This window comes from Pedobacter heparinus (assembly GCF_032678725.1).
GTDB lineage: Bacteria > Bacteroidota > Bacteroidia > Sphingobacteriales > Sphingobacteriaceae > Pedobacter > Pedobacter heparinus_A.
This window is the reverse complement of the sequence record NZ_JAVTSC010000001.1, coordinates 1-16,453: the sequence shown is the minus strand read 5'-3', so window position 1 is coordinate 16,453 and position 16,453 is coordinate 1. Positions and strand designations below refer to the sequence as shown.

Annotated in this window: 9 protein-coding genes; all 9 read right to left on the bottom strand. The window is 45.2% G+C overall.

Annotation, left to right across the window (positions count from 1 at the left end; all coding sequences use genetic code 11):
• Positions 1 to 18 precede the first annotated feature (18 nt).
• Entirely contained in the window at positions 19 to 1,905 is a 1,887-nt protein-coding gene (locus R2Q85_RS00045) for a hypothetical protein (RefSeq protein WP_316809688.1), read from the bottom strand.
• 10 nt (positions 1,906 to 1,915) lie between these two features.
• Positions 1,916 to 4,702 carry a hypothetical protein gene (locus R2Q85_RS00040; protein ID WP_316809687.1) on the bottom strand — a complete coding sequence of 929 codons (2,787 nt, stop codon included), beginning with the start codon at positions 4,700 to 4,702 and terminating at the stop codon, positions 1,916 to 1,918.
• Complete coding sequence (locus R2Q85_RS00035) at positions 4,699 to 6,429, bottom strand: glycoside hydrolase family 88 protein (RefSeq protein ID WP_316809686.1); 1,731 nt, start codon at positions 6,427 to 6,429, stop codon at positions 4,699 to 4,701. The genes R2Q85_RS00040 and R2Q85_RS00035 overlap by 4 nt, the downstream gene beginning before the upstream one ends.
• A 13-nt stretch (positions 6,430 to 6,442) precedes the next feature.
• The gene (locus R2Q85_RS00030; protein WP_316809685.1) at positions 6,443 to 7,210 is read right to left on the bottom strand and encodes a glucosamine-6-phosphate deaminase; all 768 of its coding nucleotides are present in this window, start codon (positions 7,208 to 7,210) and stop codon (positions 6,443 to 6,445) included.
• A 6-nt stretch (positions 7,211 to 7,216) separates the two neighbouring features.
• Positions 7,217 to 10,051, bottom strand: a complete 2,835-nt coding sequence (locus R2Q85_RS00025) for a TonB-dependent receptor (RefSeq protein ID WP_316809684.1) — start codon at positions 10,049 to 10,051, stop codon at positions 7,217 to 7,219.
• A 49-nt stretch (positions 10,052 to 10,100) separates the two neighbouring features.
• The gene (locus tag R2Q85_RS00020) at positions 10,101 to 11,348 is read right to left on the bottom strand and encodes a hypothetical protein (protein WP_316809683.1); all 1,248 of its coding nucleotides are present in this window, start codon (positions 11,346 to 11,348) and stop codon (positions 10,101 to 10,103) included.
• Positions 11,335 to 13,863, bottom strand: coding sequence for a glycoside hydrolase family 20 zincin-like fold domain-containing protein (locus tag R2Q85_RS00015; protein WP_316809682.1), 2,529 nt, complete (start codon positions 13,861 to 13,863; stop codon positions 11,335 to 11,337). Before R2Q85_RS00015 ends, R2Q85_RS00020 begins: the two co-directional genes overlap by 14 nt.
• Positions 13,860 to 15,413, bottom strand: a complete 1,554-nt coding sequence (locus R2Q85_RS00010) for a glycoside hydrolase family 28 protein (RefSeq protein ID WP_316809681.1) — start codon at positions 15,411 to 15,413, stop codon at positions 13,860 to 13,862. The genes R2Q85_RS00015 and R2Q85_RS00010 overlap by 4 nt, the downstream gene beginning before the upstream one ends.
• A gap of 2 nt (positions 15,414 to 15,415) precedes the next feature.
• Positions 15,416 to 16,453 (bottom strand): glucose/galactose MFS transporter (gluP, locus tag R2Q85_RS00005; RefSeq protein ID WP_316809680.1); only part of this gene is annotated, 1,038 nt, incomplete at its 5' end.

Genomic DNA, 16,453 nt, shown 5'->3' with positions numbered 1-16,453 from the left:
ATATACGAGAATAGTTTTTTACTTCACTACTAAAATCTCATACCGGATCTCCTGTTTAAAACTACCTGCAACAGGCTTAACTTCCAGTTCCAAAGGAAAAGCCTTTAAAGCGGGATATGGTGCCCAGTAATGTTCAGCATCTCGTCCCAGATGAATCACCGCATTGCCAGAAAGCAGTTTAAACCTAAATTGCTTCACTCCTGCATCAATTAAAACCGTATGCGCATCAATTTTGGTAAATACAGTCCCTTTATAATTGATCATCGGCTCAATGATCCTGATCACCGGCCAGGCATCATGGTAAACCAGGCTGATGGTTTTGAGCAAAGCACTATCCGAAAACAGGTACTTCAAACCATACCCAACGCCGGCTGCCAGCCAGTTTTTATCTTTTAACTCCCCCGCAACGCTAACTTCAAATTTGTTCTTTCCAACCTGACCAGCCTCTATCCTGCTGTCAAATTCAAACAGGTTGGTAAAATAGCCCAGGCTATCCGTAAATTCTATTCTCGGTGTTAAAGATTTAATTCCTGGCGCCTCAGGAAAACTCATGGGCTCCGGTCTGGAATACGCTGTTACACTCGATGCCGTTAAATAACCATGATCCTTAACCCAGAGGCTGGAAATGGCACCACCAGCCGGACGGTACATATACTTACTTTTTGCAGCCGCCTTATAATCTTTGTAACCATAAGCCGTAATGGTAGCCATAAAATTTGCGGTACGCACCTGTGTTACATTTACCGTTTTAAATTGCTTGAACCAGCCCGTAGCCTCGGTTGGCAGTTTAGCCGTTATCCTGCTTTGTTTTGTTTCCAGTTCGTAAGCCATTGCCAGATTTTTGGCTTTGGTAAATGTCGGGTAAATACAAGGTGCATGCTGCATTACCTCCTCATGCTGGGGGCCATAGGCGATCAAGCCATTCGACAGGATATTCTTTTGCAGGTATTCCAGATTTTTCAGTGCAGCGCTGGCATACCTGGGGTCTTCATCGGCATACAAAGAAAATAAAACCTGGCAGCCATCAGAAGTAGCCCCCCCGTAAGTAGTCCATTTGTTAGACCTGATGCCCCAGGAATTGTCGAGCGAACCATCCGGATAAATGAAATAAAGATGGCTTTTCAGTGCATGTTTAACCGCCTCATTGACCAAAGTATCACCTGTCAGTTTCGCATAATAGCCCAATCCCCATAAAGACATCTCCATACTGTAACCCAGATCAACCCCCAGCTTATTGGCATGCGTACGTCCCCCTTCCCCATTTAAAAAACCATCCTCATCCATTTTAGAAACCGTACGGTGCGCCAGCTCTGCTGCTTTTTTCAGGTACCTTTCCTCCTTAAAAAAATGGCCGGCTTTAGCCAGTGCAGAACAGGTTGTCGCCACGTAATTGATACTCGCAAACTCAGGTGTCATCACCTGGTATAAATAATCAACCGCTTTGTGAATGGCCAATTTCCAGCTGTTTTTTTCTGCGGCATTGAGTTTTACAGACAAATATTCATAGGACAACATCATCATTAAAACCTGATCGGTGGTGGTCCCCGTCCATTCCTCGGGCGTTTCTTTCCAACTCCCGTTCTTTTCCTGCTGCCGGATCAGCCAGTTGCCGGTACGGATGGCCGCCAGCAAATACTTTTGCTGACCGGTAATTTCATGGGCAACAGCAAAGGGATATACCGCCTCCGATGCCCGGGTATGCAACACCTCATCATAATCACACCTAAGTGCTCCAAAATTTTCCTGCCCTTTATCTTTTAACTGATGGTCCAGCAACACATCGGCTAATTTGATCAGGGTTTCTGCGTAAGCTTTTTTAGGGTCAATAACTTGTGCCCTGACTGCTGAAGACGAAAAGAACAGCAGCCATACCGTAACAAACAACTGGAATTTATCACTTTTCATACCCATATCATTAGTTTTTGAGCGGATAAGACAGGCTATTATTTAAGGTAGTAATTTCAGGTTGACCGGTAAATACCTTTATCTTGATTTCCTTTCCCATTTTACCTGCCGGAAGTTCAAAATTTACCGTTTTCCATCGCGGAACAAGGTCATTTGGCGCATCAATACCAGCTATTTTGCCCAAGGCCATCCTTTCTTTTCCATCCCAAAGTTCTGCAGTAATATTTTTAGCCCTAACATTTCCCACATTGTGGACTTTCACCGTAACCGTATTATTGGCCACGGAAACATCACGCGCAGCAAAGGCAAGATCCGCGGCCTGATCTGATTTTTTTCCTGCTGTTACCTGTTCAATAATCACTGCCTGGAGTTTTTTTGAAGGCACAGGTATGGTGATCTGGTTTACCCTTTCCTTCAACACCATCATGCGCTTCGTTTCATCAGCATCAATTGTTCCGTCATCGTTCGTATCGCTGCCCAGGGTTAACCTGTAAACACCCGGTTCAAGCAACCAGGTCTGCATGGTTATGGTACGTGCATCTCCAAAATTATAAAGAGAAACTACAGCTGATCTGGCATTGCCTCCGCGAACAAATATTCCCATATCGGGCCCTGTATTTTTCCAGGTGGCCACCGCTGCAGGATATTCGTAACCTGAGCCGAAATGTCCCGTATACATACCAAACAACAGATCGCTGCCCGGCACATAGACCCTGTCGGTATATTTAACCTCGCTGGTTAAAAGCGGCAGGTTATACCTTAATGAGTTCAGTACTTCATCAAACCCCTTATTAATGACTGCCGTATCCTTGCTGATCAGGTATTTATTGTAAGGATTTCCATGAGCGGCAATGAGCTGGTCATAGGCCTTACTGCCCCTGATCTGTCCGGCCATAGCAAATACATCAGCCATTGGATTATCAGAAGCGCCTTTATCTACGCCGCCGTCCAGCAATACCTTTTTTGCCCAGTTCAAGGAACCGGGTTCCGGTTTTTCGGGTAGCTGTTCTTTCCTGGCAGCAAGCATCAGGTCGTAGCAAAAATTAACAGGTTTCAGAAAAGCAGTATTTTTAGTGAGTCCATACATACCGATCAGTTGCGCATGCATTTCATTGATATGGCCAAGACTTTCCCATTTGTAATAGTCGTAGGCCAGCCCGGGATCGTACCACTTGCCGGTATGCGCCCCTATCCCATCATTTGCGAATGCGATTGCGGCAGGCATGATCCCGGCTGGCTTGCCATTCCCGGCACGTTCGGCATCTGCCAGCCAGGCTTTCCCCCATTCGCTGAACAAACGGATCAGGGTCGGGTTCCGGTTATACCAGGCAGCCCATAAGCCCGGCAATACCGCTCTTGCATTTAAAGGCACGTCAACATTCATCGGCGCCTGTTCCAATACCTCGGTGGCAGACAGGTAACAGGATCTAAAATGACGGTGGCCCATAGGCGTAATGCCCGTCCAGACCTTTTCAAAATTCTGCATGCTGATCAGACAGCGCTCAATGTATTCCGGATCACCATAATTGATCATGAACATAGACGGATGGGTATCCCTGAACAGCTCAGCTGAATGTTCCACATCATCTACTTTCTTCGCAAAACCACGTTCCAGTATGCCGCTGTTCCAAACTCCATCGGCCAGCCGTACATAACCTTTTTTTGCAGTTGCATCGTCGGCACCTAAAATTGCAGGCAGCCACCAGCGCAAAATCTCTACATCATCACCGTATTTACCGCCCAGCTCGCCATTGGCCTCCTGCTTTTCATTTACCCACCAGTGGATAATCTTTAGCATCCTTTGCATGGCTTCATGCTGTTTGGCAGCCCATTGCGGTGCGCCTGTCAGATCAGTGGTATTTTCCACATCAAATGGAATCTTCTCACCCAGGTACATGTTGATCATTTCTGCATCCGGATATTTTTTTTTCAGGATGGCAAAGTATTTTTTATAAGCCGCATCATGGTAAGGGTCATAATCTTCCCGGTTTATCCAATAATGGATTTTAGCCAGCAGATAAACCGCCCTATCATACAGGGGGTCATTTTCAACTGCGGCAATCTGTTCCAGCATATCTGCAGCAAGGTACATGCGCAAACTGAAATTTCCGGCAGCTTTGACCGATCTGGACCATGCACCCAAATCGTAATAGCGGGCGGCCAGCAGGTATCTGGCCGCAAAATCGCCCCCAATTTGTTTCACTGCTACAGTATCTTGCTCAAAGCCGGTTACCGAACCAATGGCCTGCCGGTTAACTGCTCTGAATTCAATATCCTGAACCGCAATCAGTGACCTGGAGCTAATTTTGACCAGGGCCTTTCCATTGCGGACACTTACCATTTTGTTTACACTTTTAATGGGGATGCGGTACCATGGGGTAATCACCGAATCTGCGATGAGCTCGCCATTGAAATAAACAGCCTGATTTAAGACATTTGTGCTGTTGTTGCCAAGCGTAACCGTTAAAAGATATGTTCCATCTGGCAGGTCTGTTCTGAAAACCAGACTGTCTTTAGCCAATACTCCATCACGGTTCAGGTTCGTATTCCATTTTCCGGCAAGGGTATCAAAAGCACCTTCAGGCCTGTTTAACCAACCATAGCCCCTTTCATCCCGGTATAGGGTACCCGGATGAACAGCAGTATAACCATCGGCCACCGGGGAGCGTTCTGTACCCATATCATACAAATAGCTGGCTTTACCGGCATTGGTACCACATGCCGAAAAGCCAATGGCAATGCCTGCTAAAAATAACAGCTGGTAAATCAGATTTAATTTCCTTCGCTTTATCATCATTGCAGCTTTGAAATTTCTACACCCGCGGTAATGACTGCACCCATGCCCCGCGGATCGTTATCAATCGTTTTTCTTTTTTTGTAAAATTCCTCGTCGTAACCAATATCAGTTCCCTGGCAAATGCCATGAACCACTCCATTTTCATCAATCTTTGTCCGTACTGCTGCCCAGCCAGCAAGTGCAGGTTTTTTATAAGCAGCGCTTAGCCAGCCTTGCCGTACGCCACGGGCCAGCGCCAGGGTAAACAGCGCTGTACAGGAAGTTTCTTCATACGAATCAGTTCTGTCCAGTACCTGGTGCCAGAAGCCATGCGGGTTCTGATAGCTGACCAGTACCTTCATCTGCGCCCGGAAATTGTGGAGCACCTGCTTATAGGCCGGATGTGTTTTAGGCAGTTTGGCCAGCAGCTCTACCGTAGCCCAGGCTACCCAACCATTGGCGCGGCCCCAGCAGGCAGCTGATCGTTGCTGCGTATGGTCAAACCAGGCATGTTTGTATAAACCTGTTTTAGGATCTGCCAGGTATTTCCTAAAGTTCAGTACCTGTTTTGCAGCATCATCATAATAGGAATGGTTGCCTGTAATTTTCGCCATTTGCAGCAGAAAAGGTACACTCATAAACAGATCGTCAGCCCAGACGGTTGATTCGACCGGCTCCGGGCGGCAAAAAGTACCATCTTTCAACCTTAGTTGTTCTTTACTAACATATTCGGCTATCGGCAATACCAGTGCTTTCAGGTTTTCCTCTTTTTCTTTCAGGTACAGTTCTGCAAAAGGCAAAACTGGTGCACCCGTATCATCCAGCATGGTCCGTCTGAAAATACGGTGATAGCTGCCCCTCCAGGCAAAAAGAGTGTGGTATTGATAACTGAAATATGACAGTTGTTGCAAGGTAAAATCTATATACTGCTTTGCAAATGCAGCATATTTCCCCGCATCGTCCAGGGCCATCATACTCCATACCATTGCCCCGTGCGAATAATGCCAGTCGGTATATGGATCGCGCTGATAGGCTGCTGTTACAGGTGTTTCCAGTTCCGGAATATACCTTTGCGGAGATTTAATCCAGGTAATGGCTTTTGAATCTTCCATCAGGTACAGGGGCAGTCCGGTTTCCGGACCAGCTTGCTGCATTTTACCCAGCGGTCCTAAAAGCATCCAGGTGGTATTTTGAACATCATCTTTGATCCCTGAACTGAATTTCACAGCAAAATCCAGATCGCCCGCTTTGGTAACCGGCATCAGAAACACAACCGGCAGTGTATTTGCCTGTGCAGTATAACGGATCATGAGCTCATGATCTCCCTTTTTCAAAGCCAGCGAAAAATGCCTGTTAAAAGTAAAACGGTTGTAGGAAATCTCTTTGGGGATCCGGATAACTGAATTTTCTTCACTGAATACCTGTTTCCGGTTAAGCCATATGCTGATGGCACCGGCATAACTTAAACCAAAACTCAGGATAGTATCACTGCTGGCGCTAAGCTGGCTTTTGGCGTATGCCTGCTGACCGGTTTGTACTTGCAGGCTCCTGAAATCTATCACCTGCATACCCAGCACTTCTTTCTGGGGCAACAGGGTAAAACCAAAACGCGTATCGGCAATGACCTTATCTGCTACTTTTTTAACTACAGACAGGGCATCACCAGATTGCGCCAGTACCGGTACAACTGCGCTCAGTATAATTGAAGTACCTGTTATATTTAAAAATAACCTGCTGAATAAGTTCATTTCTGGCTTAAGTTTAAAGGATTAAGGATGCGCTGTCCTGATCTAAAAACAAAATCGCATCGGGATGATTTCTCAAGGATGTGGAGGGATATTTTGCGCTGACCGCTTCATTTAAGGTATGCTTTACTGCCAGGGCCTTATTTTTACCAGGTACCATGCAGAAAATGTGTTTAGACTGCAGTAAAGCCGGGATGGTTAAGGTATAGGCATAAGATGGCACCTCTGCTACGGAAGGGAAGCAGCCATCGTGTACCTGTTGCACTTTACAAGGCTCATCGAGGTCAATGATTTTGACCAGCACGGGATCATTAAAATCTGCCACATGCGGATCGTTAAAGGCCAGGTGTGTGTTTTCACCTATGCCCATAAAGGTAACATCGGGTGGCATCTTTTCCAGTAGGGCTGCATAGCGCGTACTTTCTACTTCCGTATCGTTTCCGTCCTCATTCAGGTAATACACCTTTTTAAGGGGCAGTTTTGAAAAGATCTTTTGGTTTAGAAAATTTCCGAAACGCTGGGGATGCGTTACCGGCAGGCCGGTGTATTCATCCATGTGGAAAGCATTGACGCGTGCCCAGGCAATGTCCTGCTCTTCGGCAATGGCCTCCAGGAATTCATTTTGAGATGCTGCCGCAGCAAAGATGATGTTTACTTCATCTTTGTGCTGCAACAAATTCCTGAGGCATTGCGCTGCCAAATTAGCAGCGCTTTTCCCCATTTCCTTCCTGGTATTATAAATTTTAACTTTTAACTTGTCTTTTAAAAATTCTTTAGTCATCATCTTGATTTAGTAACGGTATTTTAATCCGGCACGGGCCGAATAATCATAAAATGTTTTCGTATAGATACGGGAACGATCACCAAAATATTCTACCTGTGGTTCATTGGTTAAATTTACACCCTCGGCATAAATGGTCAGGTTTTTGGTAATGCGGTAAGAGGCGTTCACATCCACCTGGTAACGCGCGGCCCTGATTACATCACTGGCATCATCCGTACCCAAAGTTGAAGTATAGGCGCCATTATAATTCAGGTTCCCCTGTAAAGTAAAGCCTTTTAAGGTATAAGAAACGGAACCGTTAGCGCTGTGATCGGCTTGTCCCGGTAACCTCAGTTTTTTCCTGTCCTGCGCATCTGCCTCCGATTTGGTGAAGGTATAATTGGCATATAAAGAGATGCCTTTCAAAATGCCAGGTAAGAATGTTAAATTGGTTTGCGCATTTACCTCCACACCCAACACTTTCGCAACATCACCGTTATAAGTTTTATAATACAGGTAATCCTTGTAATTGGCAGCATCAGGGAATTCAGTACCGGTAAGCCTGATTACGCTGTTGTATTGAAATTTATCTATGTTTTTATAAAAACCACCAATAGAAAGAATACCAAGGTTACTGAGATACTGTTCAATGGACAGATCATAATTGGTGGCAAATGCAGGTTGCAGGTCTGGGTTACCATCTGTAAGTGTGGTATTCAAAATACTAATTACACGACTGGGTACCAGATCATTAAAATTCGGTCTGGAATACCCGAAAGAAACGGCCCCACGCATTACAGTATTTTTAGCCAGGTCGTATTTACCCTGCAGGTTAGGAAGGAACTTTGTATAGCTGTAATTGGAGTTGGTAGGTACTGAAGAGGTCAGGTTACCGGCAAGATCCTGATTTACCAGTCTGGCATCATAATCTACGCCTGTCCTTTCCATACGTAAACCACCCAGCAACATGAATTTATTAAACTGGATGCGGTTCATAATATAACCTGAGGTTACATTTTCAGTAGCATCATAAAAGTAAGAATCAATAGACACCTGGGTCAGGTTGGTACTGGTATTAAAAAGCTTTGGATTGTTGGCATAGAAATTCAGGGTGGCATCTTTGCTTACGCCTAAACCAAAATTGATGTTATCATCCAGAAAATCGGCAGATACTTCTTCTGCGCCCCTAAAATTATTGAGGTTACCAACAGCTGCTGTACCAGAGTAAGTAGCTACAAAAGTGCTGTTTACAGGCCGGAAACGCTCATTGTGCATACGTTTCATTTTGGCACCCATTTTAAAATAAGCATCATTTTTACCTATTTTATAGGGTAGGGTAAGATTTAAACGACCAACAAAATTACTTCCTTCTGTATTGAAGTTATTGGCTTCAATGGTATTATAAGTGTATAAGGCAGCATTGTTTTTGGGATCCGTTGCTCCAACGGCCTGAATGTAATCACCGGAGATCTGTGAAATCGTCATTGGCACGTTTCCGGTAACGTAATTGTAGGCATAGGCCTGCTGGTCAAAATTAGATGCGGTATAAAAAACACCTCCATCCAGCTTTGCCTTACCCAACAACGTTTCACCTTCCAGGCTTAAGTTAATGTTGTTATTGCCCATTTTCCTGTCCAGCACCTCATTGTAACCTCTGCCGCGTGTGGTAGTATAAACACCATTTGCAAACGTAGTATTGGCTGTTTGCATACGCGTACGCTTGCGATACCGTGTGGCATCGTTATCCAGACTATTGAAAGTTAAATTGGCGACAATAGAAGTAGTAGGGTTAAAACTGTAATCTATTGTGGTGGTTGCCCCCATGCGGGTACGTTCGTTTTCCAGATAAACCAGACGGATATCCGTTGGGAAGTAAATGCTTCCCTTTCCATCAGCAAAATCCTTTAACTGCCATTGCTGTGCATTGATCTCATCATAGCCATTGTTGGTTTTGTAATAGCTGCCAGATACAGTTACCCCAAGTTTACCATTTGGCAACTCCTCTGTAGCATTATAGCGCCGGCCAAAACTGATGTTGCCAATGCCATTAGAATTGTCACGCAATTTATTATAACCCCCACCCAGATCTACAGACAATTGTGGTTTTAAACTGATGGCAGTTGGCGTTTTTAAGTTAATTGCTCCTGCAATGGCATCACCGTCCAGATCGGGAGTTAAGGTTTTGATCACTTCCATAGAAGCCAGAACATTAGCTGGAACAAGATCCAGCTGTGCATTGCGTTGTCCCTGTTCCTGGGTACCCATGATCTGTTCCCCATTGATATTGATATTGGTATAACCACCCGGCGTACCACGCAACTGCACAGTTGACCCTTCGCCCTGCTCCCGGCCTATGGTTACCCCAGGAAGCCTTTGCAGTGATTCTGCTACGTTAAGATCCGGAAAACGCCCCATCAGGTCGGCAGAAATCACCTGCTTGATGTTATCGGCATTTCTTTGCTGGTTCAGCGCTTTCTGCTGTCCTTCAATTACTCCTGACACCGTCACGCCCTGTAAAGCAACACTGCTGGTTACCAGCCTGATATTTTGTACCAGGGTTTGCCCGGCTTTAAGTTGAATGTTGGTTTCAACCGGGCTAAAGCCCATATAAAATACGGTCACTACGTAACTCCCTGGCTGCAGGTCATTTAGCTGAAAATCACCGGTGGTACTGGTAGAAACACCTTTATTGGTGCCCTTGATTTTTACGGAAGCACCGGGTAAAGCGCCGCCCTGGTCATCAATCACTTTACCCCTGATGTTGCCCACTGTTTGGGCGTATGCAGGAAGACTCATCCCTGCAGCGGAAATGATGACCGCGAATATCCACGTGAGATAGGATTTAAAAATAGATTTTTTCATGACAAGTTTTGTTTTTGAGTTTGGTTGTTGGTTGATATATTGGTTAGTTCTAGAATGATTTAAACCGGTAGTAATCGCTTAAAAAGCGGAGCGCGAAACTGGTCCCGATATCGCGGTTGACCAGCCAGACCTTGCCCTTCGACCGCGTTCGGGTTTCAATCACCTGGCCCCGGAGGTTTTTATCCGGATGGTCTTCAGCAAAACGGTTGTGTACCAGCCAGTAGGCTGATTTTTCGATATTGGCATCAAATTCTTTATAGCCCTCTTTAGCGAGTTCCATCCATACAATACCCGAAAGGGCAACCTCTGAACCGGTTACAGACCCCTTATCCGGCGCTTTTCCATCGGTGTAATTTTCGTAATACATGGTACCATCCTTTTGCTGGGCTTTGGCATGGGTACGTGCAGTTTTGGCAGCCGCTTCGAGGTATTTCTTATCTTTGGTGAGCTTAAAGGCCTCGATCAGTGATTCAGCATACCAGAGGTTAAAGCGGGGATGAAAGGAATGTACATCTTTAAAATTGGGCATAAAATCTGACCAGATCCCGTGCTCATCCTGCAGCTTCAGCAGGCTGTTGCACAGATTGATAAAAGCATCCTTAAAAGCTTTATTTCCCGAAAAGCCGTAGGCATCCTTAAACAGGGAACCTTCTGTATTTGGGCGGGAAACATCGAATAAAGTTTGCGTTCCCAGCTTTTTATCTTTCCAAAAAGGACTGTATTCTTTCTGTACCTCACCGGTTTTGAGGTCTACATTATCGTAACACACCCCTTTCTCTGCATCGTACATGTTTTTTAGCATCCAGCCTGCAGCTTCTGTAGCCACTTTTGCATACTGCTGATCCCTGGTTACCCGGCTCAGTTCATAAATGCCTGGCGTACCATCGGATATGGTAGCAAACACAATCACATCATCCCCGATAAAATCGCCGTGGGTAGCGCCAAGCATTCCTTTTAACTTAGGATGGTCCTTGATCTGCAGGCTTATCCAGTAATTACCTGCTTTCTTAGCTGCATTTAACCAGGCTTCATTGCCCCTGACCTTGTAGCCAGCCAGCAAAGCATTAATGGCCTGGCCGGTATGCCAGGGCACTTCATAGGGATACCATTTTCCTTCTGTTAAATTGTAATCACAACGTGATTTACCCTGCTCATCCAGGATCACGTTTACAATGCAATTGGCCGTCTGATCAATTGCGCTTACAATTTCTTCCTTTTTAACCTGGGAAAAGGCAAGGTTGGAGAGGCTAAAACTAGAGACCAGGATTAAACTGGCCAGGATCTTAATCTGCTTCATGACTGTTCTGGTTTGCATTAATGGTATATTTGTGTTTATGGTTGGTTACAGGTTCAGTGGTCTCCAGTCTGAAAGTAAAGGCCGCACCGGCATTGCTGCTTTTAACTTTTAGCAGGATGTAATTGGTGCCTGCTTTTAAAGAAAGGTGATAAGGTTTTTCTTTGGGCAGGGCCGGATTACCTGAGCCAGCAGCAGCGGCTTCAGCAATGCGGCCAGCGTTACAAAACAGTTCTACGGCGGCGTCATTTCCTATCCAGGCAGGTAGTTGTTTTGGCGTTTCGGTGGTAATGGTACAAAATGCGTACACATAGGTATCATCAGCAAGCTGTTTAAATTTGTTGATGATCCCCCCATTGTCCGTGTTGTATTTCATCCAGCGAAACTGCTTTCCCTTATACTGTGCAAAATCACCAGGCTTAGGCGGATGGTTGGCAGCCGGATCTTCTGAATACATAAATGCGGGAAAAGAGGCTCCAGTACCATTAAAAGGCCCGGTTAACAACCAGTAATTGAAATAGGTCTGATCGCTTTCTACTACATTTAAGCCGACAACAGCTGCCTGAGGTAACCGCGTACCTGTTTTATTCAGGGCCAGCAACTTATGTTCAAGATCTGCCAAAGCAGTGATACGGGTTTTGTAAGGTTTTAAGGCATAATCCAGGGTGTAGGGCTGGTTTTCCTGGTTCCATTTGTGCTGAAAATCAGCTGCCATTAGCTCATACCGGTTTTTCAAAACTTTTAAAGCAGCCATACGCTCGTTTAAACCACTGCTGATCTTCCCCTCGTTTTGCTGATACCATTTTGCCAGTTCAGCGATCTGGATCCTAGTGTCAAAAAGCAATATGTACCGGTCTGCAATGTATTTGATGGTGGCCAGATCGGAAAGATGATGTTTAGGGTTTGCGGTTTGAAGCAGTTCCAAAGCCTCTTTAACCACTTTTAGGCCTTCGGCCACATCCTTATTGTTTAAAATGAGCGTTTCCCCGTTTTGTGGTAAAATGTGCTGCCACCAGATTTCGTGTGTCAGGTTATAGGTAAGCGGAAGATCTCTCAGCTCCATCAGCTTAGCGACCGCCTTTACATAAGCTCCGTTTGCTGTTCCGTAGGCTGTTTGTTCATAACGCTGGTCAAATCTGTCATTAAAAAATGATTGCACATTCCAGCTTTTTTCTGCAGCCATGTACACACCATACCAGTCTTCGGAAAACAGCTGGTCACCACCTTCATCCCAAATGGTGGTATAGGCACCTATAGTGCCTTTTGCATAACCTTCATTGATGAAACCATTGATATTGGCTTTGGCAATCGCCAGGTCGGGGAAAAGCCGGTTGGTATTTAAAATACCCGGACATACCATAAAAGTAAGGTTGCGTTTCACAAAAGGATCGATCCACTTGCTATAGGATTGCGGATCGCCATATTCCCAGGTCATGTAAACAATATCCTTTGGCAACATGTCCAGGATTTCCTCATGCTGCAGGGCGATATCTCCCCACATCATCAGTTTCTTACCGTTCTTTTTGACCACATCATAAAGAAATTTGAGGTGGTCGGCGTAAAATTTCGCAACACCCACACTATCGGTATATTTTTTAGATTTACCCTTACCCAGATCAAAGGTCTCATCACAATTGACATTGAAATAAGGAGAACTGAAAGCAGCACACATTTCAGTAATTACACTTTCCAGAAAATGCCTGGCTTTAGGGTCAAGCGGCGAGATCATGGTAGAAGTTTCGCCCATTGACTGGTACTGTGGCAAGGACAAGATGTTACTGAAATGTCCGAATGACTGAAAACTGCCCACAAGCTCCATGTGATATCTGGCAGCATAGGCATCCAGTTCTTTCACATCGGCTATGGTCAGCTTGCCATCTGCAGGCGCAAAATCTGGATAGGCATTGGTTTGAATGACGTGTTCAATGTAAAACGAGAGCCCGTTTACTTTTAAGGAGGCCATCCTTTCGATCTGCTGTTTGATATAGGCTACCTTAGAAATGGGTCCCCGGCTGATGTCGTCAAACACTACTCTGTGCGCCAGTGATGGCCAGTCGGCAATGACCAGTTCTGTATTCCAGCCTGCATCAAGCAGTTGTTTTAAGGTTTGCAGACCGTAAAATAAACCCGCTTCTGTATTCGCAATCAATAAACGTTGCTTTTTATTCAGCACCAGCACATAACCTTCTTTTCCTATCTGTGTTTTCCAGTCCTTTTTTAGCTGGGAGCCATAGACGGGTATCAGTGCATCAATATGTTTATTGCGTCCTGTTAAGCTGAGGGTTAAACCTTGAGCAACAGGTCCGTTTACATTCAGCGAAAGTTTGGTTACTGCAGCTAAGCGTTTTAACATCTCCTGGTCTATGCCTCCAGCGCCAAGCGAAATTTCTTTACTTAAGCTGATGGCAAGCCGCCCCTGCTGTACCTGCTGTGGATAAGGCAATACAGGCACATCAACAGCTAAAATTGTCTTGCTTAGCAATAAGAACAGGGTCAATATGTGGATACGGCTGCTCATTTTTTCTGGCTTTGATTGCTGCTGGATTTAATTTTAGGATGCTGGTTATTGCTAACAGAAACCGCAGTTACGCTTCCTTCTTTCCAGATAAAATGCTTTGCATAGGTATATAAGGAATTTGCAGTAATCAAACCATTGGCAACATTTTTCAGATAAATTGCTGCGTTTGCATTTGCTGTACTGGCCATGGTAAGGCCCTTAAGAACGAAATCACTGGTGTTTTCTAGCGCTACCGCTGGCCGCTCATCCTTGCCTGTAAAGGTAAATCTGATGTCATTCAATTGGATCCCTTTTACATTTTTCACAAACAATCCGTAGGCAGGGAGTGGTCCGAACATCGTAGCCTCAGGATAATGGTCATCCAGTGATTCCAGTTTCCTGAACATTGCATCGGCCGTTGCGCCGCCAGAAGTAGAAATGGAAATGTTGTTCAGGGAAACGTTCTCAATGATGGCATTGTCAAGCCCTATTACCGAGCTTCCGGTAATATCTGCTCCCGTAGCGGTTACATTAGAGATGTGAATGTTCCTGGCTATGCCTGTTCCAGGCGCAGCTGCATCATCGGTATGCTTTCTTGCCCTGTTACCCAGGCGGATAAACAAAGGCACTTGCGGGCCATCAATCACCACATTGCTGATGCTGATGTTTTCCATAATACCCCCATCTACCATTTCCAGTGAAATGCCGCTGTTGCCTGCCGGCTTGCCATAAATGGTATTGAGCTGTGCAGAAGGCTTGATCACGATATTACTGATGGTCACATTTCTGAAACCACCGGTAGATTCTGTTCCGAACTTCAGGCCGTTGCAGTGGCTGCTGAACACGCAATTATTGATCACAATATTCTCTGAAATAAGTTTAGAAGTACTTTTTAAGGTCAGGCCATCATCATCCGAATCACCCGTTACATTGGTAATCCGCACGTTTTTACAACCATCAATGTCAATCATGTCATTGTTCTTGTTGGAATGGTTCCATATGGAAATGCCATCAATCACCAGGTCTTCACAACCCAGGTAATGCTGCATCCAGAAGGCTGAATTACGCAGGTGGACCTGTTTGACACTTATTTTTTTACAGGCTATAAACCAGATCAGGTAGGGCCTGTCTTTGTAACGATCTGGTTTTTTAATCGTGTTGACCTCAAAACTGCCCCCTTGTCCATCTATTGTTCCGGCACCTTCAATGCCAATATTTTCGGCTTTATTGGCATAGATCAGGGCCTGCTTCGCCCAGTTTTCTCCGTAAAAAGGTATTCCTGCCTGTTGATAAGGATAATTGGAAGCACCCTTAATGCCGGTTAGGGTACATCCTTCACTAAGGTAAAGGGTAACATTACTCTTTAACACCAGAGTTGCACTTATAAAATTGCCTGCAGGAAAGATAACCTTTCCCCCTCCCGAAGCGGCACAGGCATCGATGCTTTTTTGTATGGCTAAGGTATTTACCGTATTTCCATCGCCTTTGGCTCCATAAGTACTTATTGTTACGTCAGCAGCCAGGGCATGGATGGTAAAACTTGTCAATAAGAGGAATAAGAATCTTCGCATAATTAAAATTGGGTTAGTGAATGATCTACTGTTTTTTTGGTCCTGGAAATTTGGTAATACACATTAAAAAGGTAACAAGGGATGAGCAGCAGGTAAGCGAGCTGGTTATTGGAAATATGTGAAAGCCAGCTGTACACCAATGGTAAAATGGCACCGCCGGCGATACCCATGATGAGTATGGCCGATCCGCGGTTGAGCAAAGCACCGCTCAGCCCTCTTAAAGCAAGCGGCCAGATGGCTGGCCACAACATGGCATTGGCAAAACCCAGTAAGGCAATGAAAATAATAGAAGCTTCGCCAGGTACAAACACGGCAAGCAGGGTTAACAATATCCCCAGCAGGGAAGAGTATAAAAATGCCTTTTCCTGGGTGATGAGTTTAGGGATAAATAAAGCCCCTAAAACATAACCAGTAAGCATGGATGCCAGTGTATAGGAAGTTAAGCTTTTGGCTACATCCAATCTGACGCCATGATAAATTCCATAATTGCCGATCGTATCGCCGGCGATAACTTCTACACCTACCGTTACAAATATGGCTGTAAAACCCAGCATAAATACACCATTGTAACTTTTACCTGCATTGGTCAGCTCTTCCTTTTCATTAACAGCCAGTTCATCTGCTGAGGGTGTAATTTCGGGCAGGTGTGCATATTTAATACCAAAAGCGATTACACACAACACCAGGGTTAAAACCATATAAGGCATGATCACATCATGGGCCAGCTCATCCAGACGTATGGTTTTTGCTCCGGGAGCCAGGCTTTCCAGTTCGGCCAGCAAACCATCAGAATTTTTAAGGATAATGGCACCTAATATCATCGGGGCCAGAATGCCAGCAAATTTATTGCAGATCCCCATTATGCTGATGCGTTGGGCAGCCCTGGCCGGATCGCCCAATTTGGTGATATAGGGGTTTACAGCAGTTTGCAGCAAAGTAGTTCCTGTACCCACTACAAATAAGCCCAGCAGGAAAAGTGGATAATACCGCAGCATTGCGGCAGGAACAAATAACAGGCAGCCGGCAGCCATAATGAGCAA

What these genes read in the sequence shown, in the direction of transcription:
- R2Q85_RS00020 (WP_316809683.1), bottom strand. Translation starts at nt 11,348, where the DNA reads ATGAAGCAGATTAAGATCCTGGCCAGTTTAATCCTGGTCTCTAGTTTT.
- R2Q85_RS00010 (WP_316809681.1), bottom strand. Translation starts at nt 15,413, where the DNA reads ATGCGAAGATTCTTATTCCTCTTATTGACAAGTTTTACCATCCATGCC.
- R2Q85_RS00015 (WP_316809682.1), bottom strand. Translation starts at nt 13,863, where the DNA reads ATGAGCAGCCGTATCCACATATTGACCCTGTTCTTATTGCTAAGCAAG.
- R2Q85_RS00035 (WP_316809686.1), bottom strand. Translation starts at nt 6,429, where the DNA reads ATGAACTTATTCAGCAGGTTATTTTTAAATATAACAGGTACTTCAATT.
- R2Q85_RS00025 (WP_316809684.1), bottom strand. Translation starts at nt 10,051, where the DNA reads ATGAAAAAATCTATTTTTAAATCCTATCTCACGTGGATATTCGCGGTC.
- R2Q85_RS00030 (WP_316809685.1), bottom strand. Translation starts at nt 7,210, where the DNA reads ATGATGACTAAAGAATTTTTAAAAGACAAGTTAAAAGTTAAAATTTAT.
- R2Q85_RS00045 (WP_316809688.1), bottom strand. Translation starts at nt 1,905, where the DNA reads ATGAAAAGTGATAAATTCCAGTTGTTTGTTACGGTATGGCTGCTGTTC.
- R2Q85_RS00040 (WP_316809687.1), bottom strand. Translation starts at nt 4,702, where the DNA reads ATGATGATAAAGCGAAGGAAATTAAATCTGATTTACCAGCTGTTATTT.